Origin of the sequence: Collinsella sp. CLA-ER-H8, assembly GCF_040092335.1 — a bacterium.
GTDB lineage: Bacteria > Actinomycetota > Coriobacteriia > Coriobacteriales > Coriobacteriaceae > Collinsella.
Genome location: NZ_JBBNLU010000006.1, coordinates 97,690 through 123,839 on the forward strand (window position 1 = coordinate 97,690; position 26,150 = coordinate 123,839).

Below are 26,150 nucleotides of genomic sequence, written 5' to 3' on the forward strand. Positions count from 1 at the left end.
AAAATGTCGGAAGCAATCGTAAAATTGCACAACAACGCCGCACCCGAAAGTCAAATGCGGCGTCTACATCAATACCTATGTTGTATCGCTATGCGAATGGCTCGTCCTGCTGTATGGGAAACGTCACCGTAATGGTGGTTCCCACGCCCAACTCGCTCGACAGATCGAGCGTGGCGTGATGATACAGGGCCGCATGCTTGACAATGGCAAGCCCCAGACCGGTTCCGCCGCGCGCCTTGGACCTACTCTTGTCCACGCGATAGAACCGCTCAAATACCTTGCCCTGTTCTTCAGGCGCGATACCGATTCCCGTGTCGGCGACCGCAAGGAACGGATGGCCTTCGTCGTTGGTGCCGCACTGCAGCGTAACCGTACCGCCGGGTCGATTGTAGCGGATGGCGTTGCTTGCCAGATTATAGATGAGCTCGTCAATCAAGCGCGACACGCCCTCGATGACCACAGGCTTGGTCTCATGACTTATCGTCACATTCGCCTGACGGGCGACCTGTTCAAGACGCTGCTCAACCGCGCAGATGGCACGCGAGAGCTCAATAGGCTCCGTGGACCCAATGGGCACCGCCTCGCCCTCAGTTGCACGCTCGGCCTCGTCCAAGTTAGACAGCGTAAGGATGTCGTTGACAAGCGCTGCCAAGCGGCCCGCCTCACGATAGATGCGACCGCCAAAGTTGCGCAGGTCGTCCTCGCCCTCGACCATGCCGTTTGCGATGAGCTCGGCATAGCCCGAAATCGCCGTAAGCGGCGTCTTGAGCTCATGGGTGATATTCGCCGTGAACTCGCGGCGCATACGATCGTTGTCCGCCAGCACCGCCATTTGGCGCTTGAGTTCCTGGCGCTGCGACTCGATACGCTCAAGCATGGGGACCATCTCGGCATAGGCGTGCTCATAGCTACGGCGTGGGTGGTCCAAATCCACCTCTTGCAACGGCGCGATGATGGCACGGGACTCGCGGCGCGCCATAAAAAACGAGAGTACCGCGCCCGCTGCTGCGATAAGCAGCATCGGCGCCACCATCGACAGCAAAATCGCCGCAACGCCAGGCTGGGCCTGCGCCAAGCGGACAACCTGGCCGTTATCAAGGGCGACGGCGCGATACAGCATAATCTCGTCGAGCGTAGAGCTTGCGCGCTCCGCGGAACCCGAACCATTCTCAAAGGCCTCGATGACCTCGGGGCGATCGCCATGGTTGGGTAGTGTGGAAGGCGACGCCTCGTTGTCGTAGGCAACCGATCCATCCTTGTTAATCAGCGTGATGCGCAAGTCCTCGCGATCGAGGCTACGCAAGAACGGGATGAGCTCCTGCTGCTCGTCGAGGGCGGCAGCAATGAGCTCGGTTTCCTGTGCCAGATTGGCACTCGTGGCATCCGCCAAGGTGTTTTGCACAAAGAACGCACCCAGCACCGTAAACGCCACGATAACCGCCATGGCGCAGACAAAGATCGTCACAAAAACGCGGTGCGACAGCGTATGTTTTCCCTGGGGGGCGAAGACCACGGGTTACTCCTCCGATGCAGTGGCCGCGGTGTCGTCACCTTCGGCACCATCACCGGCAGAAGGCTCGGCCAAGCGGTAGCCCACGCCGCGCACGGTCTCGATGGCGCTGGCATGCTCGCCCAGTTTTTGGCGAAGCGTCTGCACGTGCACGTCAACGGTGCGCGAACCGCCGTCGAAGTCCCAGCCCCACACGCTCTGCAGCAACGACTCGCGGGTAAAGACCACGCCGGGCTTGCGCATGAGGTACTCGAGCAGGTCGAACTCGCGCAGGGTGAGCTTAAGCGGCTCGCCGGCAACGGTCACCTCGCGATGGCTGGGCGAGAGCACAATGTCGCCCACGCTGAGCACATCGCTTGCCTGCTTGACCATGCCGCCGCGACGCAGCAGTGCGCGGCAGCGGCTGGCGAGCTCCATGAGCGAGAAGGGTTTAGTCAGGTAATCGTCGGCACCGCCATCGAGCGCCATCACCTTGTCGAGCTCGGTATCCTTGGCGGTAAGCATCATGATGGGCACCGTCGCCGTCAGGCGATCGGCACGCAGGCGACGCATAATCGCCAAGCCATCGGTATCGGGCAGCATGATGTCGAGCAGGACAGCATCGGGTACCCGTCGCGCCACGGCGGCCTTAAACTCGCCGTCGCACGAAAAGCCCTCGGCCTCGATTCCCTGCTTGCGCAGCGCATAGACCGTCAAATCCCTGATGTTGTCATCGTCCTCGACGTAATAGATCATGTTGAACCCCTTTGCGGCCGACATGACCGCATCTTAACCCTAAAGGTGCCTATACTAGATGGTATCAGCCAAAACGGCCCGTCAAATAATCCGCCGTGCGCGGATCAGTCGGATTCTTGAAGAGTTGCGCGGTAGGCGCGTGCTCCACCAGCTCACCCAGCAAAAAGAACGCGACCGAATCGGAAATACGCGCGGCCTGCTGCATGTTGTGCGTAACGACCACCAGCGTGCAGGTCTCCCTGAGCTCGCAGGCCAGCTGCTCCACCACCAGCGTCGATACGGGGTCGAGCGCCGAGGTCGGCTCGTCCATCAGCAGAATATCGGGCTGCACGGCAAGTGCGCGGGCGATGCACAGGCGCTGCTGCTGTCCACCCGAAAGACCCAGGCCCGACTCCTTGAGCTTGTCCTTGACCTCGTCCCACAGGGCAGCGCGACGCAGGGCGTCTTCGACCAGCTCGTCGAGCACGGCGCGATCGCGCACACCCATACCGCGCGGCCCATAGGCGACGTTGTCGTAGATGCTCATGGGAAACGGGTTGGGGCGCTGGAACACCATGCCCACGCGCTGGCGCAAACGGCAGATGTCGTAATCGCCCAGGATATCTTGACCATCGAGCGCAATCTTGCCCTCGATGCGGCAATCCTTGATGCCGTCGTTCATGCGGTTAAAGCAGCGCAGGAGCGTCGACTTGCCGCAGCCCGAAGGCCCGATAAACGAGGTGATCTGCTTGTCGCGGATCTTGATATTCACGTCCTTGAGCGCATGATGGTCGCCATAGAACAGGTCGAGGCCCTCGACGTCGATGCGCGTCGGCGAGGCGGCAAGATCCTCTGCCGTGGGGCGAGTCGCATCCCCAACCTCGCGCTCGTGCGCGGCCTCGGCCTGCGCTTTCATGAGTTCTTCAAGCTCCGTGGGCTCCACAGCCGCAGCAGCCGTCATACCGCATACCTCCACATCGATATCAATTCAGCAGTATCGATAGTAGAAATCGCGGCTCATATGCACGTGAGCGCATTGTCAAGTGTTTGTAAGGGCACGCTGGCTATGCGGCGGGCAGCTCGATGGTGAATATCGTGTGTTCGGGCGTCGATTCACATGCAACGGTACCGCCGTGTGCCGCGATGATCTCCTTGGCGATGGCAAGCCCCAGTCCAGCGCCGCCGCGATTGGTCGCACGCGCCGCATCCAGGCGATAGAACTTCTCAAAGATCACCTTGAGCTTAGCCGCAGGGATAGGATCGCCCTGATTGATAAAGCGCACGCGCACGCTGCCATCGTCTTGGCGCCCGGCCTCGATCGTGATAGTCGAGCCCTCATAGCTATAGGCGACGGCGTTTTTCATGATGTTGTTGAACACGCGAGCCATCTTGTCGCCATCCACGAGCACCGTCAGGTCCTCGCGAATATCAACTTGGGCTTCCTTATGCTGCTCGTTGAGGATGGGATAGAACTCGTCAGCCACCTGAGCCAGCAGCAACCCCAGATCAACATAGCCGCGCGTGAGCACGATATCGTGGAAGTCAAAGCGCGTGATATCGAAGAACTCTTCGATGAGTGCATCGAGCCGGTGCGCCTTGTCGAGAGCCACGCCCGTAAAGTGCGCACGTTGCTCAACCGGCAGCTCAGGAGCCTCTTGCAGCAGCGAAAGATAGCCCACCACACTGGCAAGCGGGGTGCGTAGGTCATGTGCCAAGTACGTGACCAGATCGTCCTTGCGATGCGACTCGTCACGCAGAGCTTGCTGCACCTTGCGCTCACGATCACGCACGCGGTTAAGGGCGCCCTCGACCTCCAAGAAGTCGCCGTCAATGTTGTCCCAGGTGTCGGGGTGATCGATCAGGCGATCTTGAATACGAGCGGCCAGCACACAATCGGCATGCTGCTCGCCCTGTTCGTAGCCCTGGTAGTACAGGGCGCGGCCGCACAAGAACAGCACGCACACGGCAAGCGCCAGCACAAAGCCAAGCATGCTGAATACAAAGCCGGCATCGAACAGCACCGGCCCTTCAATGCCGCCGAGCGCCATGGCGCCAATCGCCAACGTCATGGCCCACGCGGCGCCGCCAATCACCATGCAGCGGCGCACGATCTCAAATCGATCGATCAGCAAAAAGCCGACAAGCAGCACCGCCAAGATTCCAGCGATGTTATCGATGCCAATCAGCAGCAGGCTCAGCAAAAAGAGCAGCACCGTTGCAAGCGCGCGGTTGTCGACGACTGACCTCACGTATTCAAAGAGTCGATCGGGCACCTCGAACGCTTGCCTATCGTCTTTTGTCATATCAAGATCCTCACAAGCGAAAAGCGTTATTCGATGATGTAGCCGACGCCCCAGACGTTTTTGATAAAGCGCGGCTTTTGTGCGTCGTCGCCGATCTTTTCGCGCAAATGGCGAATGTGCACCATCACCGTATTGTTGGAGCCGGGCATAAAGTCCTCGTTCCACACCGCGCGGAACAGGTCCTCCACGGCCACCACGCTGCCGCGATGCTCGACCAGATACAGCAAGATTGAATACTCGGTGGGTGTGAGGCGTACCGGTGAACCGTCCACCGTTACGGAACGAGCATCGCGGTTGATCTCCAGGCCGTCGAGCTGAATGGTCGGCGACTCGGCCGTCTGTGCACGGCTACCGTAGCTGGTGTAGCGGCGAAGCTGAGCGTGCACGCGCGCGATGAGCTCCAGCGGACGGAACGGCTTAACCACGTAATCGTCCGCGCCAAGCGAAAGGCCCTCGATCTTGTCTTGCTGGGCATCGCGCGCCGTCAGCATGATCACGGGATAGGTATGGCTGGAACGGATTGTACGCAGCAGCTCAAACCCATCGATATCGGGCAGCATGACATCTAGCAGCGCCAGATCGAACTCCTGCTCCAAGATTGCCTTGGCGGCATCGGCCCCGCTATAGGCAATCTGGACATCAAAGCCCTCTTTTGTAAGGTAGATACCAACCAAGTCGGCGATGGCCTTCTCGTCATCAACTACCAAAATGCGCTCGTTCATGCGTGCTCCTCTCGCGCTCCATTATGCCCGAGGGGGCGCCCGTCACACACAACAAGCGTGGGTGATTAAGTCGGCCTTAAGCACCCTTGCGCCCGTTCGGGCGCGGATGTGGGCCACGCACGCACGCGATGATCGCCGACGCCGGCAAACGATATACTCTAGTTCCAGAAGAGACCATCCCGTCGAAAGCGAAATCCGTGAAGTCCCTCACCTCTTTTGCAAAGCGCTCAGCCCAGCTTGCCGCCGGCTTTGTCTGCGCTATCGCCCTTGCCGCTGGCGCGCCCACCGTCGCCGGCGCCCAAGTGCTCACGACCGACAATGTTTGCGGCAAAACCGCCGATGCGCGCGGCATCACGGCCGAAAACCTGCCCGATATCGATGCGACCAATGCCCTCGTCATGGGCAAAGACGGCACCGTCTACTATGCCCGCGACGCCGATGAGCAGGTCAAAATTGCCTCGATCACCAAGGTCATGACCGCAATCCTAACCGTCGAGAATTGCAAGATGGACGAGAAGGTCACGGTGAGCAACGCCGCAGCCACCGTGGGTAATTCGACCGCCGGCTTGCTCGAAGGCGACGAGCTTACCGTGGAGCAGGCGCTGCGCGGCCTGATGATTCCCTCGGGCAACGACGCCGCCATCGTGCTCGCCGAATATGTGGGCAAGAAGATCGACCCTAAGACCAAAGACGCCGAGGCCACCTTTGTGAAGGCCATGAACGAGCGCGCTAAGAAGCTCGGCTGTACCGGTACGCTTTTTGAAAACCCGCATGGTCTGGACTTTGATGAGTGGGCTGGCAATATGCACTCAACCGCACACGACGTAGCGCTGATGATGCAGGAGGCCATGAAAAACGACACGATCCGCGAGGTCGTAGCGAGCGAGAATTCCTGGATCGAGGTCACGGGCGCCGACGGCGCCGACCATTCGCATTCCATGGACACGCATAACTATTTGCTGGGCCAAGATGGCAACATCGGTGGCAAGACTGGCACCACCGACGATGCAGGCTATTGCTTTACGGGTGCCTACAACCGCGATGGCGACGAGATCTACACCGTCGTTTTGAACTCCACCACCACCGACCAGCGCTTTACCGATACCGCAACCCTTGCCAATTGGTACTACGGTCACAAGGCGGCGGTCGCGATCGCCAACACGCAGGAAAAGACCGCCAACGGCAATCCGCTCATCGCGCGCATTAGCCAGACCGACTGGACGGATAAGACGATCGACGCCACGCTCGCCGATCCTACGGCGCAAGCGACCGTGTTTTCCCTTGCCGGCGAGGTGACCGAAAAGGTTAGCTACGACGATCTTTCGGGCACGGTGCATGTGGGCGACAAGGTGGGCAGCGTTACGCTCAAGCAGGACGGCACCAAGATCGCCGTCATGGACCTGGTTGCCGACGAGGAAGGCGCAGGGCCGAATCCCATTGAGTGGCTGCTTGTGAAGCTCGACCGCCTGGGCCGCCGCATCGACAACCGCCCACTCACGGCAGAAAGCGAGACCGTCGCCAAGGCACCCGAGATGTAAGATCGAAGAACAATACACTCGCTGAAATGAGGCGTCCAACGGGGCGCCTCATTTTTTGAGGGTTCGAATCCCCAGCGCCCTTTCTCAATAATAAAAAAGGGCCCCCGATGGGACCCTTCTTTAAAGTTAAACTGGCGGAGAGCTGGGGATTCGAACCCCAGATGCCCTTTTGGGGCATACTCGCTTAGCAGGCGAGCACCTTCGGCCTCTCGGTCAGCTCTCCGTAACAGCCGTTCTATAGTAACCAAACAGCCAAGGATGGGCAAGAGGAAATTTTCTAATTGCCTAGCATCCTTTCCTCCTTGGAGGCTTCGCCTACCCCAGCGAGCGGTTGAGGGAGCCGAGCTCGTCGTTGCCCATGGTGCGCCACATTTGGAAGATGCAACCGCGTGCCAGGAAAAAGAAGCCGTTGTCGACCAGTTGCACAGCGGCATCTGCCAGCTGATTCGTCACGGCGGACACTGGCGGCAGCTCGAGTCCAGCCTTACGGATGGTCTCGACCGCCTCCTCGAACGTCGGAGGCTCGCTGACGCCCATCTCATTCATAAGGCCCTGCATTTCTTCCAGCGCGCTACTGCCCGACTCCTCGCCGCGCGGCACCAGACGGTAACAAGCCAGCGCCAGGTCGAGCTGATCGCAATTCCAATAGGCAAACGCCAAGCGATAGAACAGGTAGCCGATTGCAGAACGATCGCTGGCAATACGTAGGCCGTGGCGCGCCACCTCGATAATCTCGTCAAAGCGCTCCAGACGCGCAAGCACGTTGATGAGCGCAAAGTGCGATTGCATGGACGAGCGTGCCAGATCGTAAAGATGGCGCACCTCGGGCAGTGCTCGTTCAAAGTCCTCTTGCTCGGCGTAAAAGCTGCAGATCTCGTGCTGGGCAAAGTACAGCGCATCGGGCGCACGAAGGATTCGCACAGAGCGGTCTTCTTCCAACACCGGTAGCACCATGCGTACCAGCTGGTTATCGCAAAACTGCGTTTGAACCGGACCTGTCGCCAAAAGCTCGGCGACGGCGCACTTAGCCTCCAACTCCTCGACAAGACGGGAAAAGCCTTCAAAGGCACCTGTACGGTCGACTTTTGCCTGCTCGCGCAATTCAACAACGCGGGCCACGTATGGGTCGTCGTCCTCTTCCATGACCTCCAACTCGTCAGCCGTATCGGCAAGCAGCAGATCGCGCAGCGCCGGCGGCAGTGTGCGATGGTCATCACGCGGACGAGCATGAACCTCCGCAGGCTCAATCGTCTCCGGAGCGGTTGACTCATACGCCTCAAGCACACGCTTGCACGGCATATCGTCCATGTCCATGCTCTCAAGATCCTTGGCGACAGGCACGCAATCGGCCAGATAGGCCGCGCGCCCAAAGAAATACGTTGCGACAACGCGCTCGCCCTGCTCACTGTCGGGAGCAGCAATCTGCACATAGCAGCGCGTGATGCAGGTGCCCGCGGCAAAACACGCTGCCGCAAGCGTAAGTGCCACGCGCGCATCGTGCTCCGCGGCCCAGATCGCGCGCATGTCCTCGTCCAGCTCGCGCCAGGCGTCATCCTGAGCGTCGTATTCACGTTGCGGCATGGCATCAACGACAGACCGCCCAAACCGAACGAGCATAATCCCCTCGGCAACGTTTGCCCGATAGGTATAGTCGAGCCGTGTGACCACGTTAAGCGCCTCGACAATACGCGCGAAGCGGGTACGCACATCCCACTCACCGCCCGGCTGGCAAGCCACCGTACCCGGTTTGCCCCACGGGTTATCGCTCGAGGCCGTATCGAGCAGTCGGGGAACATCGTTGGTCGTCTTGGCGATATGCCACGAATCAAAGAGCGCGCAGCCCTCAAGGCTCGGCGAGGATGCCGAAGGGACCAATCCGGCCCCGATGCGCTCAAGGATGCCGGAGAGGCGGTTGAGACGGCACTCGATGGCAAGCAGCATGTCAATCTCGTCCTGGTCCAGCAGGCTACGATCAAAATTGAGATAGAAAAGCTTTGAGCGATCGATGCGAGCCAGGCTCATCTCGGACTTGGCGGCGATGGTGCGCAGTCGGGGCAAGTCGACCTCGCTCATAAGGGCGGCCGCATAACGCTCGATACCGCTCGGATTCTCGGCATGGTCGACACGGTAGAGCAGCGTCTCGATAGCGTCAGGTAGCGGTGCCGTGTTAAAGCCCAAAAACACCTCGACCGGCTCGGGCAACTTTACGAGCTTAATCTTGTCGACAACGTTTTGCATGTCCGCATCGAGACCGTCGGCGTCCGCCGTGTTCGCAACAGCGCTTTCGGAGTTGGCAAATATCACGTAGCGCAGGAACATCGATGCCATGAACTCGCCGTAAGGAAGGGAGCGGGTCGAATTCCATGTATCGTGATCGGACTGCTCGCGCATGGGGCCTTCGGGAGAGCCGACGGTTCGCGCGCACGTGCGCATTGCACCGCTGGCTTCCCTTACCATAATCTCACCAATACTGGAATCCGACTCGTCAAGGACCAGTTCCATGTCGGGATCGTTGGGCAGCGGAGCCTCGCTAACGGGGCGGTCCACCTTGTACACCTCACCCGAAACGCTTACGTAGCCCAAAAGCGACACATGACTTTTGCCAACGAATTCGACGACATAACAAGATTCGTGCTGATCCTCGCCAAAGAGTTTCCAGACCACGCCATATGAGCGTCCCGTAGGCTGCTCGGGCATCGCCGGAAAGCGCTTCTTGGGATCGAGAAACCTGAGCTTGTATGTCGGACGCTCTGCCACGAAATATCACCCTGATCGGTCGCTTGAAGAAGGAGTGGTCGCGGATGGGCCGCGACACCTACTCGGAATCTTACACGAGTCGATTAGAAATAGTCCGCTTCACGCCCGCGCCTCGACCGAGGTTCGAATCCATGCAGTGCTTACGTAAAAGAAAAGCCCCCGTTGCCGGGAGCTTTAATCTCAAATGGTGCGGCGTATAGGATTCCGCGCATCCGCTGCGCGGATCCGCACCGGCTTCGCCCGCCTGCCGGCGCGCTCGCCCGCGGGCTAAAAACGCTCCGCGTTTTCTTTACGCCCGCGCCTCGACCGAGGTTCGAATCCATGCAGTGCTTACGTAAAAGAAAAGCCCCCGTTGCCGGGAGCTTTAATCTCAAATGGTGCGGCGTATAGGATTCGAACCTATGACGTTCTGATTCGTAGTCAGACCCTCTATCCAGCTGAGGTAACGCCGCGACTTGTTGATTATTATGCACATCGACTGAATAAAGGTCAAGCAATTTTCGAAAAAAGTTATCAAATTTGATTTTTACTCATTTTGACCACTTGATGCTATCTTCGACGCATCGCGATATAAGAAAAGCCTCCGTTACCGGAGGCTTTAAAGTTCAGTTGGTGCGGCGTATAGGATTCGAACCTATGACGTTCTGATTCGTAGTCAGACCCTCTATCCAGCTGAGGTAACGCCGCAACGCACGGATTATTATGCACGTGACCCCTCGATGGGTCAAGCGACAATTTGGAAAAATTTTACGAAGCGATGATTAAGACGCTCGCGCCTCGACCGAGGTTCGAATCAATGCATGGTTTCCGAAAAAGAAAAGCCCCCGTTGCCGGAGGCTTCAAGTTCAATTGGTGCGGCGTATAGGATTCCGCGCATCCGCTGCGCGGATCCGCACCGGCTTCGCCCGCCTGCCGGCGCGCTCGCCCGCGGGCTAAAAACGCTCCGCGTTTTCTTGACGCCCGCGCCTCGACCGAGGTTCGAATCCATGCGGTGCCGGCGTAAAAGAAAAGCCCCCGTTGCCGGAGGCTTTCGATTTTAATTGGTGCGGCGTATAGGATTCGAACCTATGACGTTCTGATTCGTAGTCAGACCCTCTATCCAGCTGAGGTAACGCCGCAGCGCAAGACATATAAAACCACTTTAGCTTATTGGAGTCAAGCACAATCTCAAACTTTTTTGTAGAACGCAGTTTTGTCATGCTGCTCCGCATATACCGCTGTTCCCCGTACGATCGATTGGCTTTTCGATCACGTCGAACTTGGCATCAAGTTCCCTCAGGAGTGATCTCACCCGCTGGGCACAGTCATAATCGGCAAACGAGATGCTCAGCATGCGCGCGACCTGGTTGGAAGTCCCAACTCCATAGAAGTGCTCCAGCGCCACAAGCCCCTCGTGCGTCACAAAGGTCTCGACCACATGCGGCGACTCCTCAAAGCACCATTGGGTCAACGGACCCTCACTCGTCTGCCGAACCACCAGGCCACCCATGCCAGACAGCTCACACGTTACAAGCAGGTACTCCCCGCCCTCGTCGCTCTCAAACAAAACCACCCGATCATCAAACAGCTCCATCGCGTCCCCTTTCTCTCGCTCTTATTTAGCAAAAGCATAGCAGGTAGATGGCTGTATACAGAACATTTGTTCGTGTGTTTTCTATTGAGCTGTCCGCACGGCATGGTATGGACCTGCGCACGAAATAGGGCGCCCCCGAAGGAGCGCCCTTGCATATCCCCTATGCAGCCAAGTTACGCGACCGGCTCAATCTTCTCGAGGCCGCCCATGTAGGGACGCAGGACCTCGGGAATCGTGATGGTACCGTCGGCGTTCTGGTAGTTCTCCAGAATGGCAGCCATGGTACGACCAGCCGGCAGGCCGGAACCGTTAAGGGTGTGCAGGTAACGCGAGCCCTTGAAGTTCTCGGGGTCGCGGTACTTGATGTTGGCGCGGCGGGCCTGGAAGTCGCCGCAGTTGGAGCAGGAGCTGATCTCCTTGTAGGCGTTGTAGCTCGGCAGCCAGACCTCGACGTCGTAGGTCTGACGGGCAGAGAAGCCCAAGTCGCCGGTGCACAGGCTAATCACGCGATACGGAAGGCCCAGCTGCTGCAGCAGGTACTCGGCCTCGGCGGTCATGCTCTCGAGCTCCTCGTCGGACTCCTCCGGCTTAGCGAACTTGACCATCTCGACCTTGTCGAACTCGTGCTGACGGATGATGCCGCGGGTGTCGCGACCGGCGGAACCTGCCTCCTCGCGGAAGCAGGGGGTGAAGGCGGTGTAGCGGCGCGGCAGGGTGTCGGCGTCGAGGACCTCGCCGGCGTGTAGGTTGGTGAGCACGACCTCGGCGGTGGGGATCAGGAAGTTGTCACCCGAGACGTGATAGGCGTCGTCCTCGAACTTGGGCAGCTGACCCGTGCCAAACATGGTCTGACGCTTGACGACGATGGGCGGCCACCACTCCTTAAAACCACGGCTGGTGTGCGTATCGAGGAAGAAGTTGATAAGGGCGCGCTCCAGACGGGCGCCGGCGCCACCGAGAACGGTGAAGCGGCTGCCGGAGAGCTTGTTGCCACGCTCGAAGTCGAGGATGTCCAGATCGGTGCCCAGATCCCAGTGCGGCTTAAAGTCGAAGTCGAACTCGCGCGGGGTGCCCCAGCGGCGACGCTCGATATTCTCGTCCTCGTCCTTGCCGTACGGCGTGGCCTCGCAAGGAATGTTGGGCAGGTGAGCCATGAAGTCGTACTGCTCCTGCTCGAGGGCGGTACGACGCTCGGCCAGACCGTCAATCTTCTCGTTGACGGCGCGCACGGCCTCCTTGGCGGCCTCGGCCTCGTCCTTCTTGCCCTCCTTCATCAGGGCGCCGATTTTCTTGGACTCGGCATTGCGCGTAGCCTGGAGCTCCTCGACCTCGGTGATGACGGCACGACGCTCGTCGTCGAGCTCAAAGAACTTCTCGCGATCCCAAGACGTCTGGCGGTTAGCCATGGCGACATCGATGGCATCGGGGTTCTCGCGAACAAACTTGATATCAAGCATTAGATCCTCCGGCGATATACATTCCATTTAGGTTGCAACCTTGTACATGTATGGGCAAGTATATACTTATGAGCGTTTACGACCCAACTCAACTACGCAAGAAGGCACCCAATGGACGCAGTTTTTTCCTTTTTGTTTGGCACCCGCACCGGTTTTGCCATCCTTTTCGCCGGCGGCATCCTGTTATTTGCGATTCTTGCCTTTGTAATGGAGAAGCGTACCCATAAGATGTACGTCGACCGCGGACCCAAGTCCGAGGATGAGGAAGACAGCTTCTGGGACTAACCTGCCAAAAAGGGACAGGTTTATTTTGGTCGGTTTTATCTGGGCAAACGCAAGCGCCCCGCAACTGGAATTGAGCCAGTTGCGGGGCGCTTTTCGCTAAAAGGACAAAACCGCAGAAAATACCTGCCAAAAATAAACCTGTCTTTTTTTGGTCGGTTTTACTGGAGAGTTGCGTCGATTGCCTTGACCAGGGCGCTGCGCATGCCGGCGTCCTCGAGCGCAACGACGCCCTTGATGGTAGCACCACCGGGCGAGCATACGGCATCCTTCATCGCCGCAGGATGCTGGCCAGTTGCAAGCTGCAGCTTTGCCGTACCCAGCACCATCTGGCTCACAATGCGATAGGCATCGGCACGCGGGATACCGTGCTTGACCGCTGCATCGCCCAGGGCCTCGATTGCCATAGCGACAAATGCCGGAGCGCAACCACCCACCGTGCCGCCCACGAACAGCAGGCTCGTATCGAGCTCGACCACCGCACCGAGCTTGCCAAGCAGATCAAGCACCACTGCGCTCTGCTCATCACTAAGCGTGGAAGCCTTCTCGCAGGCGATGACGCCCTCGCCCACCGAAACCGGTGTGTTGGGCACCGTCGAGATGTGCGCGACGCCCGGCAGGACCTGCTCCCACTTGGCACTGTCCCAAGTCCAGGCAACCGACAGAACGACCTTGTCGGCAAGAATGTCCTTGAGCGGGGCGAATACCTTCTCGATCATGTACGGTTTGACCGCAGCGACCACGATATCGGATGCGGCGACAACCTCGGCGGCATCGTGACAGGCGACCATGCCGCGCGCCTCGCAGCGCTCAACCAGTGCGTCGTAGCGACCCGCGCAGGCGCACATGTCGCTCACAGCTACACCGGCAGCGATCCAGCCATCGGCCATAGCGCTCGCCATATTGCCAAAACCGACAAATCCAATCTTCATATCTCATAGTCCTTCCAGACACATTCCTCAAAACGAAAGGTGTTGTCCCACGCCATTGTTTCGTATTGCCGACCTATTTGTGATACGGCTCGCCACGACTGATCTTGCAGGCGCGGTAGATTTGCTCCAGCAGCACCACGCGCGCCAGGTTATGCGGCAAGGTAATGCGTCCAAAGCTGAGCATCTCGTCGGCGCGGGCGCGCACGTCATCGCTCACGCCGTCCGATCCGCCAATCACAAAGGCGATGTCGCTGTTACCACGCAGCATAAGATCATCGAGCCGCACCGAAAACTCCTCGCTCGAGCGCTCTTTGCCCTCAATGGCCAGCAGGATCACATGCGCTCGAGACGGCAAGGCAGCAAGAATCGCCGCCCCCTCCTTGTCGCGCGCGGCATCCACGCCGCCCGCCTTAGCCGGGTCGATATCGGCCACCTCGCGGATATCAACCTTGGCATAGGCACCTAGGCGCTTGGCGTACTCAGCGCACGCGTCCTTCCAAAAGCGCTCCTTGAGCTTACCGACGCAAACGACGGTGTATTTCACGCGCGTCTACTCCTTCGAATCGTTTTGAACTTTGCCGGCGGCCAGCATCTGCTCGAACATCGAGGCCGACTGCGAAAAGTCGCTCGGCAGCACGACCGTCGAGGTTTTACCCGTGCGAGCGAACTCCGTCATCATCTCGGACCACTGCGTAAACATGAACAGTTGGTTGGCCTCGTCATTGCCGACACCCGTCTCCTGGATGATCTCGAGCGAATCTTTGATACCCAGCGCGATGGCCTTGCGCTGGTTGGCGATGCCCTCGCCCGCCTTTTCCATAGCCTCAGCCTCGGCGGTCGCCTCGGTGACGCGCTTGATGCGGTCTGCCTCAGCGAGCTCCTGTGCCGCAGCGCGCTTGCGCTGGGCGGCGTTGATGTCGTTCATGGAGTTCTCAACCTCGGTCGGCAGTGCGATTTTGGTGATGAGCGTCGACACGAGGGTGAAGCCGTAGGCGGCCATCTGCTCGGAAACGGTAGCGTTGACATCCTTGGCGATGTCGTCCTTCTTGGCAAAGACCTCATCGAGTGTGTAGACGGGAATCGAAGAGCGCAGGGCGTCGGTGATGAAGTCACGCATCTGGTCGACGGGCTCCTGCAGCATATAGTAGCTCTTGTAGATGCCCGAATCTGCCGGGCCGGCGCCCATGTCATAGCTCACGTGGTACTGAGCAGAGACCTCAAGGCCGATGGTCACGTTGTCCTGGGTCTTAACGTCGATGCCAAAACCGTTTTTCATGGTTCGCAGACTCACCGTGGCAGCCTTGCGGTCGATCACGGGCACCTTCATGTGGAAGCCCGCGTTGACGATGCGGTTAAACTTGCCCAGACGCTCGATGATCACGGCATGCTGCTGTTCAACGACATAGCAGGCGCTGGGAAGCAGCAGCAACAGAATGATGATGGGAATCAAAAGGCTGGTAAGGACGGCGATGATACCGGAAAACAGCATGGTCTCTCCTCTGATAGGCACACGTTGGCATTAGGATACCCGTCCAAGGAGATCGTGCATAACAAAAAGCTCCCATTGCTGGGAGCTCTTTCATTTAATGGTGCGGGCGAAAGGACGTCCGCGTATCCGCTTCGCGGATCCGCACCGGCTTCGGCCGCCTGCCGGCGTCCTCGCCAGCTCGCTAAAAACGCTCCGCGTTTTCTTTACGCTCGCTCCTTCGCAGGTTCAAGTCCCTGTGATGGGCCCATAACAAAAAAAGCTCCCATTGCTGGGAGCTCTTTCATTTAATGGTGCGGGCGAAAGGACTTGAACCTTCATGGGGTTGCCCCCATACGGACCTGAACCGTACGCGTCTGCCAATTCCGCCACGCCCGCGTGCAGGAATTAGAATAACGGAGCGCCACCACGAACGCAAGAACTATTTTTGAAAAAGTTTGCAGGCATTTTCCCAAGCGGCTTGCGCGATTGTTTCGGCATCCTCACCAGTGCGATCGACACGGTCGTTAACCAGCGCGTTTGCCGTAATGGAGATCATTGCGGGCTCGCATTCAAGACCGCGGATGGGCTCCGGAGCCATATACGGGCAATCCGTCTCGAACAAAATTCGATCGAGTGGGGTTGCCGCAAATGCCTCGCGCACGTCGTCGTTGCGCTTAAAGGTGGCCGCGCCACCATAGGCGATATAGCAGCCCAGCTCCACAAAGCGCTCCATCGTGGCGCGGTCCTCGCCAAAGCAGTGCAGCACACAACCGGCCTGGGGCACGCCCACCTCTCGAAGCACGTTGTAGGCGTCCACGTGCGAGGTGCGCTCCTGGTCCGTGTCCTCGTGACGCAGGTGCAGCTCCACCGGCACATTGCGGCGCACGGCAAGCTCGAGCTGGCGCGCCATGCAGTCAATCTGCACGTTATGGGGTGCCGGCGCGATATCGTCGTCATAGTCCATGTGATAGTCCAGGCCGATTTCGCCAATACCGGCGCATAAGGGGTCATCGAGTGCGGCAACGACCTGTGCGTGAACGTCGTCGGTATAGTCCGGCGCGCCATACGGATGCACGCCGGCAAGATACTTGATCTGCGGGATATCCTGCATCGGCAGAATTTCGCGCACCAGCCAGTCGCTATAGTCCGTCACACTGCGTTTGTCAGCGATGGGGTCGAACATCGTCACCAACAGGTCGACACCCGCGGCTTTGGCGCGCATGAGCGTCTCGGGCACTTCTTTGCCCCAAAACGAAAGCAGATGCGCATGCGTGTCGGCAAGCGGTGCCAAGGGCACGGGGCAGGCGACCGTCTTCTTTTTCTTGGTAAACGTCACGCGTGCGGCATTAGGCATCATGGATTAGCTCCTGGGCCAGGCGGACAAAGTCGGCAACATCAAGCGTCTCGGCGCGCGTAGTGGGCGCGATACCGCAAGCCTCAAAGGCGGCATCGAGTACGTCCTTGGCAAAGCCGTTGGCGCTCATGGAGTTGCGAATGGTTTTGCGGCGCTGGGCAAACGCAGCGTCGATCACACGAGCCACGAACTCGCGATCGAGCCCCTCGGGCACCACGCCGTCAACACGGTCGATACGCACGACGGCCGAGTCCACGTGCGGCGCCGGCATAAAGCAACGCGGCGGCACCTCAAAGCGACCCGTCACCTGCGCATACAGGCCGAGCTTTGCCGTATAGCCGCCATAGGTCTTGTTGCCCGGCACTGCGGCAATGCGATCGGCAACCTCCTTTTGCACCATGACGACGGCGCGCTTGAGCGCGGGCATCGTCTGGAAGAACTGCAGGATGATCGTCGCAGCCACGTTATAGGGCAAGTTCGCGACAAACACCGTCGGCTCACCGCCCGCAGCCTGCTCAATCTGCTCCGAGCCCACCTTGAGCGCGTCGCCCATGATAAAGCGGAAGTTGGCATAGTCGGCGGCATGGGCGTCGAGCACCGGCTCGAGCTCAGGATCGGCCTCAATGGACGTAACGCACGCCGCCTCCTGCAGCAGCGCAAGCGTGAGCGTACCAACGCCCGGACCCACCTCGAGTACGCGCTCGTCACCTGCAAGCTCGGCAAGCTCGCAGATACGCTCGATCACATGATTGTCGATTAGAAAGTTCTGGCCCAGGCGATGCTTGGTCGCAAGGCCAAACTCCTCCAGCAGCTCCCTGGTGGCCGTGGGGTTTGCCAAAGGCGAAGTTGTCATGGTTGCCTCCTTAGCATGATGGCGGCGTCTTGAAACAAAAGGGCATGGACCGTGGCGGCCATGCCCTTACAGCTAAACAGCAAATTGCCGATATGGCGCTCGCGCGGTCTCTACGCCAGACGCGGGAACAGCGGCTCACCCTTCTCGACGGGCTGACCGCCGGCAAGCAGGCCCCAAGTGCAAATGCCCTTGAGGTCGTCACTCGCGGCCTCGCCCTCACAGGACAGACGGCGCAGGGCCTCGGCAGAAGTCTGGGGCATGAGCGGCATCAGCAGGTGAGCGGCAATGCGGATGGCCTCGAGCAGGTTGTAGATCACAAATGCCAGCTCGTCAGCCTTGGCCTCGTCCTTGGCAAGTGCCCAAGGCTCGGAGTCCTCGATGTAGTGGTTGGCGGCGTGGATGAGCTCCATGACCTCGTCCTTGGCTCCGCCGTAATCGAGCACATCCATCTTGGCCATGTAGCGCTCGACCAGGCCATCGGCAATCTTTGCCAGCGGGTTGTCGAACGCATCGAACGATGCGGGCTTGGCGGGCGCGCAACCGTCAAAGTACTTGCCGCTCATGTTGAGCGAACGCGAGATGAGGTTGCCCCAGCTGTTGGCTAGGTCGGCGTTGTAGACCTGCTCCATGCGATCGAAGCTGATGGCGCCGTCGGTACCGGGAACGACGTCGGTCATGAAGTAGTAGCGATAGCCCTCGACGCCCAGCATGTCGATAACGTCCTGCGGAGCGATGGCGTTGCCGCGGCTCTTGGACATCTTCTCGGCCTTGCCAGTCTCGGCATTGCGCACGGTCAGGAAGCCGTGGGCAAAGACGTGCTCGGGCAGGGCCTCGCCGATGGCCATGAGCATGGCGGGCCAAATGACGCAGTGGAAGCGGATGATGTCCTTACCCACGATGTGGAACTGCGCGGGCCAGCGATAGGCCAGCTCGGCACGCGCCTCGTCGGTGTCGACACCGTAGCCGACGGCCGTCATATAGTTGAGCAGCGCATCGAACCACACGTACGTCACGTGGCCCTCGTCAAACGGAACCTGGATGCCCCAATCAAAGCTCGTGCGGCTCACGGAAAGGTCATTAAGGCCGCCCTCGACAAAGCTGCGAACCTCGTTCATGCGGAACGCAGGCTCGACAAAGTCGGGGTGCTCGTCATAGAGCTTGAGCAGCTTGTCCTGGAAAGCGGAAAGCTTGAAGAAGTAGGACTCCTCCTGCACGCGCTCAAGCGGACGGTGGCAGTCGGGGCACAGGTGCTGGCCGACGCTGCCGTACTCCTCGTCGCCCTTCTGGACCTGCGTATCGGTGAAGTAGGTCTCATCAGGCACGCAATACCAGCCGTCGTAGCTGCCCTTATACAGGTAACCGGACTCCTTCATGCGCTCCCACAGGTACTGCACGGCATGATGCTGGCGCGGCTCGGTGGTGCGGATGAAGTCGTCGTTGGAAATCTCGAGCTTGCTCCAAAGCTCCTTGAAGTGCGGGGCCTGGCTGTCGGTCCACTCCTGCGGCGTCATGCCATGCTTGGCTGCGGCCTCGGCGACCTTCTCGCCGTGCTCGTCCATGCCGGTCAGGAACTTGACGTTATAGCCGGCGGAGCGACGATAACGGGCCTGAACGTCGGCGATGATGGTGGAATAGGCCGTGCCCAGGTGCGGGTCGGCGTTGACGTAGTAGATGGGCGTCGTGATAAAGAACGAAGGCTTGCTTTGATCCATGGGGTTGTCCTCCAGAAAAACGTTGCATACAGGGGATGATTCTAGCGCAAGGGCTGGATATCCTCCATCTATTGCATATCGAGCACCATGGCATAGACATCGCGCTTGCGGCGCGAATACTTCTGAGACAGGCGCTTGGCCACCGCAGAGGCGGGCTCCCCCTCCTCAAGCGCGACGCGGATATCCTCGCGCAGGGCCTCGTCGGGATCCGCTGCCGCGGCGCCAACCGGCACGGCACCGGCCTCCTCATCCTCGCTCGGCGGCGCGATGACCAGCGCAATCTCGCCCTTTACCTCGCCGCGAGTACGCAGCTCCTCGGCAAGCTGGGCGGCGGGCCCGCGCAAGACTTCCTCGTGCAGCTTGGTGAGTTCGCGGCAGACGGCAACCTCACGCTGGGGAAAGACCTCCGCCACGGCCTCAAGCGTCGCCACGATGCGATGTGGAGACTCGTAGAAGATGAGTGCGCCAGGTACCACGGCAAGGCGCTGCAAACGGCGCACGCGGTCGCCGTGCTTTCGGCCCAAAAAGCCCTCGAAGAAAAAATGCTCGCAGGGAATACCGGACGAAACAAGCGCCGTGACGCAAGCAGAGGGCCCGGGGATAACCTCAACGGGCACATCGGCCTCACGCGCCGCCTCGACCAGCGCCTGGCCGGGATCGGACACACTCGGCATGCCGGCGTCCGAGGCAAAGGCGAGGGTCTCCCCCGCCAGCAGACGGTCGACCAGGCCGGCGGCGCGGCTGGCGATCACATTCTCGTCGCAACGGACAAGCGGCTTGGAAATGCCCAGATGCATCAACAGCTTTGACGTCACACGCGTGTCTTCGCAGCAGATGGCATCGGCGGCGGCAAACGCCTCGCCAACGCGCGGGGACAGGTCGCCCAAGTTGCCGATGGGTGTGCCGACCACATAGAGTTTGCCCGTATGGGCGCTGTTTTGCGTCATATCAACCTATTCAATCATGCCGCGCTCGAGCGTACCGAGCGCCGCGCGGGCGTCCCATGCTGCAATGCGCTTCTCGGTCTTCCACGTTTGGAAGAACCAACCGGCAGCCGGCGCAAACGAAGCCAGCTGATTGGCGATAAACACGCGCTCGTAGGCATTGCGGCCCTCGGGCGTAACCGACGAGTTGGCAAAGATCGCCGCGCCCGACCATTCGCCCACCAGCACGGGGAACCCAGTTGAAATCGCTTCTTTAAGCTCGCGCTTGTTACGCGAAATCGCCGTCGTCAGCCCGCGGGGGCTCGTGATGTCGAGCGCATGCTCGTCGCGGTAATGGTACAGGTGAAGGTCCATGTAGACGTTCTTGTACTTGGCGCCGCGCATAAAATGCTTCCACTCGCCGGGATGCCCCGACGACGAGAAGACGACGATCTTATCCTCGGGCATATACGAACGGACGAGCTCATAGGCATCGCGATAGAAGTTGCGCAGGTAGTGCGCCGGAATGCCATCCGTCATGGTGAAGAGGCTCTTGCGGACACTCATCTGCGGCGTATCCAGCAGCTCAATACCCAGCAGGCTCTCGGCCTCGCCGTAGCGAGCGGCCAAGCGCTCGAGCACGTCGAGTGCGACATGACGACCGTTGGTGGACGAATGCCACTCGGCGACAGCCTCCGGCGTGGTGGGCGAATCGTTGGAATCGCCCTGGCCACCGGGCACAGTTGCTAGATCAAGCAGCACGCGGATGTCGTACTTGGCAGCCCACTCAATTGCACGGTCGATGTAGTCGACAACCGAGATGTAGGACGCATCGGACTCCTGCGAGCCAAAGGCATACCAGGGCACCGGCAGACGCACGGCGTTGAGGCCGATCTGCGCCATGCGACGGAAATCGTCCTCGCTCACAAACGTCTCGTAATGACGGCGCATGCGCTCGTTATAGGCGGCGGTGCCCATGGCCTCCTGCAGCTCGGCCGCGTTGGATGCACCGGTCGCCGCGTATAGCGACGGGGTCACCCAAGGCTCGGGAATAAACCAGCCAGAGAGATTAACGCCGAGTATCCTCTCCATCACTGCCCCCTTCGGATCGTGCAGGCCGAGCCTGCATCGTATTGCATAGGAAAAGTATCGTTTTGAGTATACCCGCGCGTGCGGACAGACGACCGAACGGTCTGTAAAGTGGCGCAAAAGCGGGAGGAATGTCTGGGGCGAGCGGGCACGAGCTGGTGCGCCGAGATGTGCACGCACGTCGGAAGTAAGCGCCGGAAAGCGCATCCCATTCTTTCGCTCAATAATGGGATGCGCTTTCCGCGGGTCCGCATAAAAGAAAAGGACCCCTTTGCAGAGGTCCTAGTCAATTCAAGGTGGCGGGGAAGGGAATCGCGTCCGCGCGCTGCGCGGACGGACCGCTGCGGCGCTTGCGCGCCTTGCGAGCTACGCTGGAAAACGCTTGCGCGTTTCCTCAGCTCCACGCCCTCACGGGGTTCGATTCCGTGCATGGTCCACATAAAAGAAAAGGACCCCTTTGCAGAGGTCCTAGTCAATTCAAGGTGGCGGGGAAGGGAATCGAACCCCTGACACGAGGATTTTCAGTCCTCTGCTCTACCAACTGAGCTACCCAGCCATTTGAGGTGTGCCTTGTTTCAAGGCTTGATTAGTATAACCAAGGACGCGCTCCGGTCAACCGAGAATTTGAAAAAAGTTTTTGAGCACGGCGCCAGCCACAAGTCCAACCCTATAGAACAGCACGTTAGAGACATCAACCCGCCGAAAGAAGTTTTTCGCTCAGGGCTGCACGGGCAAACTCACTTGGCGTCATCCCTTCAGCCGCCGCCCGACGACGAATCGCCTCCTTCATCCCTAGGGGAATCTTGACCGATAGCGTTGCCGTCCCTTCGCTTGAGAGCGGAGGCCGCCCGTGCATGATCCCCCCAACGGTATGCTCGCCGTCCGGAAACCCGCCATGCTCGTACGACTCGCACCACGCGTCAATCATTTCATCCGTTACAACCTGACCATTGGCAGCCGTATACGCCTTGCTCATCATCGACCCCTCTGCCGAGCTCGCTCGATCTCTTGCCAGAATTTCTTCTGAACCGGAGACAGGGCATGAACAATGAGCCGTCCACGAATTAGTTCGACCGCAACAAGTTCCACACTTCGACCATCTGGAAGCCATCCAATGGCAAGCCATCTCGGCGGCTCATCCTCCGACTCGCGGCGAATGCACTCAGTAACCGCGAACCAGGCACCAAGCACCTGCTTTTCCGTCAAGTGTTTTTTGGCGTTGGGATGGATCTCAACATCCATGCATCTTCTCCTCCATCTTACCCAATTTCGTATGACGAAAGTCCGCTGTCGCCAATTCCTACGCCGGCACTTGTTGAAGGGCGGGAGGCGTAGCGAGGATTGAAGGGCGTTCCAGTACCGCCCAGGCACCGGGACAGGAACACATGCGCCAGGGACGGACGTTTTCGTAGCACGCGAGGATGCCGCCGTTGCGGTCGATAAAGGCAATGTCGATGGGATAGGCCATAAAGCAGGTGTGAACCGAAGAGCAGCGTGGGAACGCCATGACGAGCGGCAACCCGTTGGCGGCAATCGGAGACCGTCCCAGCATGCCGCGCAGGCGCACGGCAAACGACTCCGCCACCACAAACTCGGCAGGCGTCCAACCCAGCCTGTTGAGCGCCCGCGCGTAGGCAATGTAGGATGAGGCCGCGGTCACATAACCACCCCCGGACGCCACGGATCGACTGTCACTGCGCGCTCGTGCGACAACTGCGCCGGTGCCCCCAGCGAAACGCCGGCGATGCTGAGCGAGCTCGGCCACGGCTCGTAGCGCATGGTGCAGGTATAGGTCCTAAACGTGCCGGAAAGCGAAAGCAGACCGCCATCCGATGTCGTCGCACCCTGTTTGCTCGAGACCTCGATCTGCAAGTCATAGCCTTCCATGGCATGTTGGATCTGAGCCTGAACGGTCGCGGAGGAATCGATGGAGCTGCCATCGCCCTCCCCGCTCGGCGCCACGGCGTGCGCTAGCACGATATCGGGCACCACGCGGTCGAAGCGTGCGACCGCACCGGCAAAGATCATGACGTTGTACACGATAAGCGCCAGAACCAGCAGGACGGGCGTGACCACGGCCATCTCGGCCGTCGCCTGGGCGCGCTCCTCGCGCAGGCGTTTGCGGATGCCCATTACGACCCACCGCCCAGGGCACCCGCCAGCGTGGCAACATCGACGGTAAGTGGGATGGAACCGCCGCCGGGCAGCGGAATCTCCGCTAGCGTGAACACCGCACCGCTGATAGTGCGCTCGACTTGATATTCCAGCGCCTCGCAAAGCGCCTTGGGGTCGGTCACGCCCAGCGGAATACTTCGTAGCTTGTCCTGCACTTTAGAAAGACCTGTGATGTCAGACCCCGGGCTCTTGATGACATTGGCGGTGTCGGTCAGTACCGGCTTTCGTAGGCGCAAGTCGCACGGCTCCAAGCCCAGCGCCGCCACGGACGCCGAAACGGTATCGCCGAGCCACGACGCAATGGAGCCCAGCGCGCCGCTGTTCCCTCCCAGGTCATCGATCATCTCATCCATAAGCTCGTCGGCCGAGCCCTGGATGTCTCCGTATCCCACAAGAAGCCGTCCCCAAACATCCATGACGCCATCGAGTACACCGGCAACGCCACCCGAACGCTCCTCCAGCGTCGAGAAAAACCGCGAGAGAACGTTGTTCTGCGCCGTCGCGTCATCGGGCGCCAGCACCGCAGCAGAGATCGCGCCGCGATCGCCAAGCCTGACTGTCGTGTTAAACGAAGAGTTGAGCTCATCGGGGCTCGAGATGGCACCCGAAACCGCAAAGGCAACCACGCCGTTGCGACCGGGCGGAGCGATACGCGGGCGCTCGCCCGAAAGCGCTTTAATGGCCTCGTCAAACGCATTGCCCGCACGGTCAGCCTCGTCCTCGGTCTGGCGCATGAGCTCGAGCTCTTTGTTGCGGCATTCGACGTATTTCTCCAGGGCGTCTTTGAATCGATCAAAGTGGTACTCGAAGCCGTTTTCGATAGAAGTCGAAGGAGCCGCAACGGCGCCGAGCGACGAAACACCAAAATGGCATCTGTTGCATTTGTCCTGCCCGTCATAAGCAGCGACCGAGGCTAGCCCGCCTGGCGTCCCTTTCTTATAGTTGGGGCAGCTCGTTCCATAATGCAGATACGTTTTGCCATCGTTGGTACTGGTTGGCCACGCCGCATCGGTATAGAGTTCCGTCGCTCGTACCTCGTCAGTGTTGCGCGGCAACAGCGGGATATAGGAAGCGACTTCATCTCCGCCCTCGGTTACATATGCACGATTGACCTCTGTACTCGCATAGGTGTAAAACGCCTTGCGCGCCGCCGACTCCGCCTTCATCTCGACGCTTGAACCCTGCGGTTTTTCGCCTGTCAGACGCTGGTGATAGTAGGCCCTCGCGCGATCGAGTGCCACTTGCGGCTCCCACGTGATACTCGAGGCTTTGTGCGGATTCTCAATATCCGATAGCTTTGCCAGGCTCTTCGCGCGTTCCCACATGCATGAGCGGCTGCCGACCGAAGCCGGATCCGACCCGCCGCAATCCGCAAGCCAGGCACGCTCTTTTGCTTTCGCCGTCTCCTCCGAGGCCTTCTGCAACTCATCTGCTGCGCGTTCCAGATCTTTCGATGTGTCTTTAATCACATCGGTCGAGATCTCGGAACCCTCGAGCGCAACGAAATCCGACTCGGACGTCCTGGGCACGGCAAGCGCCGTACCGGTATAGGTCGCACCCTCGGTATCCTGCGCCGACACGGCCTGCGTAGCTCGCGCGGCAACCAGATACGGTAGAGCCGTCTCGATTTTCTGCAAGCCCTTGGAGGCGCTTTTGGCAAACTTGTTGCGCGTTTTAATGATCTCGATTCCCGTGTCGACCATATCGCCCGCGGCAAGCTCGGCACCCGGAATAAGGATGGCGACCAAGCCGGTGCCGATCGTGGCAAACCCCGCCAGGCCCAAACTCAAAATGCTCGCATCCACCACCGTCGCAGCCGTATGGTAGGACGCCACCACATTGGCGCCTGCCAGCGCGCCGCTATCGGCAGCCACCTGGGTGTCTCCCGCGCGCGACATGCTCCATATCGCCGCCGTCGACGAAAACAGTAGCGTGAGCACCACCAAGATGACCACCGCAGAGGAGAGCGTGGTGTAGGCACCGTCTTCGATAAACAGGTCGATACCGGCTCGACCCATAAAGCCACCTCGCTTGCGGCGAGCACGCGGTCGGCAACGGCCCTCAAGCCCCCTCGTCACCTTCAACAGGCAGCGCTTAATCCCATGCAGCAATCCATGAATCATAGTCTCCCTCCAGCCACTCGGGACGCGATCGATACGAGACGTCGACCTTAAGCTCGACATAGCCGTTTTGGCCTGCACTACCCATAGCCTGCGCAAACGCGCCGATCACAGGCAGCGGTTTAACCTCACCGGTAACGGAAACGGACGAGACGCCGCCCGCGCCGGCCCGGCCAAGCTCGATATCCCACGACAGGGGCCCGCCGGCATGAAAAATCGAAACGTCGGGAACCGCGGCAAGACGGCGGCGGGCGAACTCCTTAATATCCTCGTCATTCCCCACCGTCGTCGTGGTCATGAGCCGCGCGGTCTCGGCGGCGGCAGACTCCATGACTGCGCGTGTATAGAGCAGGCACACCGGCTGCAGCGCCAGCAGGACGAGCGTCAAAAACGTCGGCAGTAGAAATGCCGCCTCGACCGCAGACTGCGCCCGGTCCTCGCGCGTAATGTCAATACAGCACGATGTCCTTAGCACCCGCAGCAGCGTCGACAACCGATGTCGAGGTGACGCCGTGAGACGCCGCCCGCTCGACCAGCGCCGCCAAGCGCCCATCGGTACCGGCACGCCAGAGCCCGGCGATCGCCAGCACAATGGAAAGCAGCGCCACCGTGACGATGGCGTATTCGACCGTTGCCTGGGCAGATTCCTCACGCAGGACATCATGCAT

Annotated in this window: 25 protein-coding genes and 6 tRNA genes; 2 read left to right on the forward strand and 29 right to left on the reverse strand. The window is 59.8% G+C overall.

Annotated features, from left to right (window positions below):
- Window positions 1-88: 88 nt before the first annotated feature.
- From AAAX72_RS05475 to AAAX72_RS05495, 5 genes are all read right to left on the reverse strand, one after another.
- Window positions 89-1,513, reverse strand: coding sequence for an ATP-binding protein (locus AAAX72_RS05475; RefSeq protein ID WP_349129435.1), 1,425 nt, complete (start codon window positions 1,511-1,513; stop codon window positions 89-91).
- 3 nt (window positions 1,514-1,516) lie between these two features.
- Window positions 1,517-2,245: a response regulator transcription factor gene (locus AAAX72_RS05480; RefSeq protein ID WP_089572665.1), complete on the reverse strand. Its 729-nt coding sequence runs from the start codon at window positions 2,243-2,245 to the stop codon at window positions 1,517-1,519.
- Between the two features lie 64 nt (window positions 2,246-2,309).
- Window positions 2,310-3,185, reverse strand: a complete 876-nt coding sequence (gene pstB, locus AAAX72_RS05485; protein WP_192919568.1) for a phosphate ABC transporter ATP-binding protein PstB — start codon at window positions 3,183-3,185, stop codon at window positions 2,310-2,312.
- A gap of 103 nt (window positions 3,186-3,288) precedes the next feature.
- A complete protein-coding gene (locus AAAX72_RS05490; RefSeq protein WP_349129437.1) occupies window positions 3,289-4,527 on the reverse strand; it encodes an ATP-binding protein in 1,239 nt (412 codons plus the stop codon).
- Between the two features lie 26 nt (window positions 4,528-4,553).
- Window positions 4,554-5,249 (reverse strand): response regulator transcription factor, encoded by a 696-nt coding sequence (locus AAAX72_RS05495; RefSeq protein WP_349129438.1) that lies wholly within the window; start codon window positions 5,247-5,249, stop codon window positions 4,554-4,556.
- Window positions 5,250-5,446: 197 nt separating this feature from the next.
- On the opposite strand from AAAX72_RS05495, the gene AAAX72_RS05500 reads away from it, so the two are divergent.
- Complete coding sequence (locus tag AAAX72_RS05500; RefSeq protein WP_349129439.1) at window positions 5,447-6,787, forward strand: D-alanyl-D-alanine carboxypeptidase family protein; 1,341 nt, start codon at window positions 5,447-5,449, stop codon at window positions 6,785-6,787.
- Window positions 6,788-6,919: 132 nt separating this feature from the next.
- On the opposite strand, the gene AAAX72_RS05505 is transcribed toward AAAX72_RS05500, so the two are convergent.
- The 7 genes from AAAX72_RS05505 to serS form a co-directional block, all read right to left on the reverse strand.
- Window positions 6,920-7,010, reverse strand: a tRNA-Ser gene (locus AAAX72_RS05505).
- A gap of 92 nt (window positions 7,011-7,102) precedes the next feature.
- Window positions 7,103-9,544 (reverse strand): hypothetical protein, encoded by a 2,442-nt coding sequence (locus tag AAAX72_RS05510; RefSeq protein WP_349129441.1) that lies wholly within the window; start codon window positions 9,542-9,544, stop codon window positions 7,103-7,105.
- A gap of 375 nt (window positions 9,545-9,919) precedes the next feature.
- A tRNA-Arg gene (locus tag AAAX72_RS05515) sits at window positions 9,920-9,996 on the reverse strand.
- A gap of 158 nt (window positions 9,997-10,154) precedes the next feature.
- Window positions 10,155-10,231 (reverse strand) — tRNA-Arg (locus AAAX72_RS05520).
- 354 nt (window positions 10,232-10,585) lie between these two features.
- Window positions 10,586-10,662, reverse strand: a tRNA-Arg gene (locus AAAX72_RS05525).
- A 77-nt stretch (window positions 10,663-10,739) separates the two neighbouring features.
- On the reverse strand, window positions 10,740-11,117 hold the full coding sequence (locus tag AAAX72_RS05530) for a hypothetical protein (RefSeq protein WP_349129443.1): 378 nt from the start codon (window positions 11,115-11,117) through the stop codon (window positions 10,740-10,742).
- A 173-nt stretch (window positions 11,118-11,290) separates the two neighbouring features.
- Entirely contained in the window at window positions 11,291-12,574 is a 1,284-nt protein-coding gene (gene serS, locus AAAX72_RS05535; protein WP_040359108.1) for a serine--tRNA ligase, read from the reverse strand.
- Between the two features lie 111 nt (window positions 12,575-12,685).
- On the opposite strand from serS, the gene AAAX72_RS05540 reads away from it, so the two are divergent.
- Entirely contained in the window at window positions 12,686-12,859 is a 174-nt protein-coding gene (locus AAAX72_RS05540) for a DUF6724 family protein (RefSeq protein ID WP_006235069.1), read from the forward strand.
- Between the two features lie 158 nt (window positions 12,860-13,017).
- Here the strand turns inward: AAAX72_RS05540 and proC are convergent, their stop codons facing one another.
- The 17 genes from proC to AAAX72_RS05625 all read right to left on the reverse strand — a co-directional run bounded on the left by proC (window position 13,018) and on the right by AAAX72_RS05625 (window position 26,150).
- Window positions 13,018-13,788, reverse strand: a complete 771-nt coding sequence (gene proC, locus AAAX72_RS05545; protein ID WP_349129444.1) for a pyrroline-5-carboxylate reductase — start codon at window positions 13,786-13,788, stop codon at window positions 13,018-13,020.
- Window positions 13,789-13,861: 73 nt separating this feature from the next.
- Complete coding sequence (gene rlmH / locus AAAX72_RS05550; protein WP_349129446.1) at window positions 13,862-14,332, reverse strand: 23S rRNA (pseudouridine(1915)-N(3))-methyltransferase RlmH; 471 nt, start codon at window positions 14,330-14,332, stop codon at window positions 13,862-13,864.
- 6 nt (window positions 14,333-14,338) lie between these two features.
- Window positions 14,339-15,277, reverse strand: a complete 939-nt coding sequence (locus AAAX72_RS05555; RefSeq protein ID WP_349129448.1) for an SPFH domain-containing protein — start codon at window positions 15,275-15,277, stop codon at window positions 14,339-14,341.
- 288 nt (window positions 15,278-15,565) lie between these two features.
- A tRNA-Leu gene (locus AAAX72_RS05560) sits at window positions 15,566-15,652 on the reverse strand.
- Between the two features lie 43 nt (window positions 15,653-15,695).
- Window positions 15,696-16,613, reverse strand: a complete 918-nt coding sequence (locus AAAX72_RS05565) for a TatD family hydrolase (RefSeq protein ID WP_349129449.1) — start codon at window positions 16,611-16,613, stop codon at window positions 15,696-15,698.
- Complete coding sequence (rsmA, locus tag AAAX72_RS05570) at window positions 16,603-17,463, reverse strand: 16S rRNA (adenine(1518)-N(6)/adenine(1519)-N(6))-dimethyltransferase RsmA (protein WP_349129450.1); 861 nt, start codon at window positions 17,461-17,463, stop codon at window positions 16,603-16,605. The genes AAAX72_RS05565 and rsmA overlap by 11 nt, the downstream gene beginning before the upstream one ends.
- Before the next feature lie 110 nt (window positions 17,464-17,573).
- A complete protein-coding gene (gene metG, locus AAAX72_RS05575; protein WP_349129498.1) occupies window positions 17,574-19,190 on the reverse strand; it encodes a methionine--tRNA ligase in 1,617 nt (538 codons plus the stop codon).
- Window positions 19,191-19,243: 53 nt separating this feature from the next.
- Window positions 19,244-20,122, reverse strand: coding sequence for a 16S rRNA (cytidine(1402)-2'-O)-methyltransferase (gene rsmI / locus AAAX72_RS05580; RefSeq protein ID WP_349129451.1), 879 nt, complete (start codon window positions 20,120-20,122; stop codon window positions 19,244-19,246).
- A 6-nt stretch (window positions 20,123-20,128) separates the two neighbouring features.
- A complete protein-coding gene (locus AAAX72_RS05585) occupies window positions 20,129-21,190 on the reverse strand; it encodes a cellulase family glycosylhydrolase (RefSeq protein WP_349129452.1) in 1,062 nt (353 codons plus the stop codon).
- A gap of 480 nt (window positions 21,191-21,670) precedes the next feature.
- Window positions 21,671-21,743, reverse strand: a tRNA-Phe gene (locus tag AAAX72_RS05590).
- Between the two features lie 135 nt (window positions 21,744-21,878).
- Complete coding sequence (locus AAAX72_RS05595; protein WP_349129453.1) at window positions 21,879-22,163, reverse strand: ribbon-helix-helix domain-containing protein; 285 nt, start codon at window positions 22,161-22,163, stop codon at window positions 21,879-21,881.
- Window positions 22,163-22,429 carry a hypothetical protein gene (locus AAAX72_RS05600; protein ID WP_349129454.1) on the reverse strand — a complete coding sequence of 89 codons (267 nt, stop codon included), beginning with the start codon at window positions 22,427-22,429 and terminating at the stop codon, window positions 22,163-22,165. Before AAAX72_RS05600 ends, AAAX72_RS05595 begins: the two co-directional genes overlap by 1 nt.
- Before the next feature lie 58 nt (window positions 22,430-22,487).
- Complete coding sequence (locus AAAX72_RS05605) at window positions 22,488-22,847, reverse strand: DUF192 domain-containing protein (protein ID WP_233504671.1); 360 nt, start codon at window positions 22,845-22,847, stop codon at window positions 22,488-22,490.
- A complete protein-coding gene (locus tag AAAX72_RS05610; RefSeq protein WP_349129455.1) occupies window positions 22,844-23,320 on the reverse strand; it encodes a hypothetical protein in 477 nt (158 codons plus the stop codon). Before AAAX72_RS05610 ends, AAAX72_RS05605 begins: the two co-directional genes overlap by 4 nt.
- Window positions 23,320-25,485 (reverse strand): hypothetical protein, encoded by a 2,166-nt coding sequence (locus AAAX72_RS05615; protein WP_349129456.1) that lies wholly within the window; start codon window positions 25,483-25,485, stop codon window positions 23,320-23,322. The genes AAAX72_RS05610 and AAAX72_RS05615 overlap by 1 nt, the downstream gene beginning before the upstream one ends.
- The gene (locus AAAX72_RS05620) at window positions 25,457-25,957 is read right to left on the reverse strand and encodes a TadE family protein (protein ID WP_349129457.1); all 501 of its coding nucleotides are present in this window, start codon (window positions 25,955-25,957) and stop codon (window positions 25,457-25,459) included. The genes AAAX72_RS05615 and AAAX72_RS05620 overlap by 29 nt, the downstream gene beginning before the upstream one ends.
- On the reverse strand, window positions 25,932-26,150 hold the full coding sequence (locus tag AAAX72_RS05625; protein WP_349129458.1) for a hypothetical protein: 219 nt from the start codon (window positions 26,148-26,150) through the stop codon (window positions 25,932-25,934). The genes AAAX72_RS05620 and AAAX72_RS05625 overlap by 26 nt, the downstream gene beginning before the upstream one ends.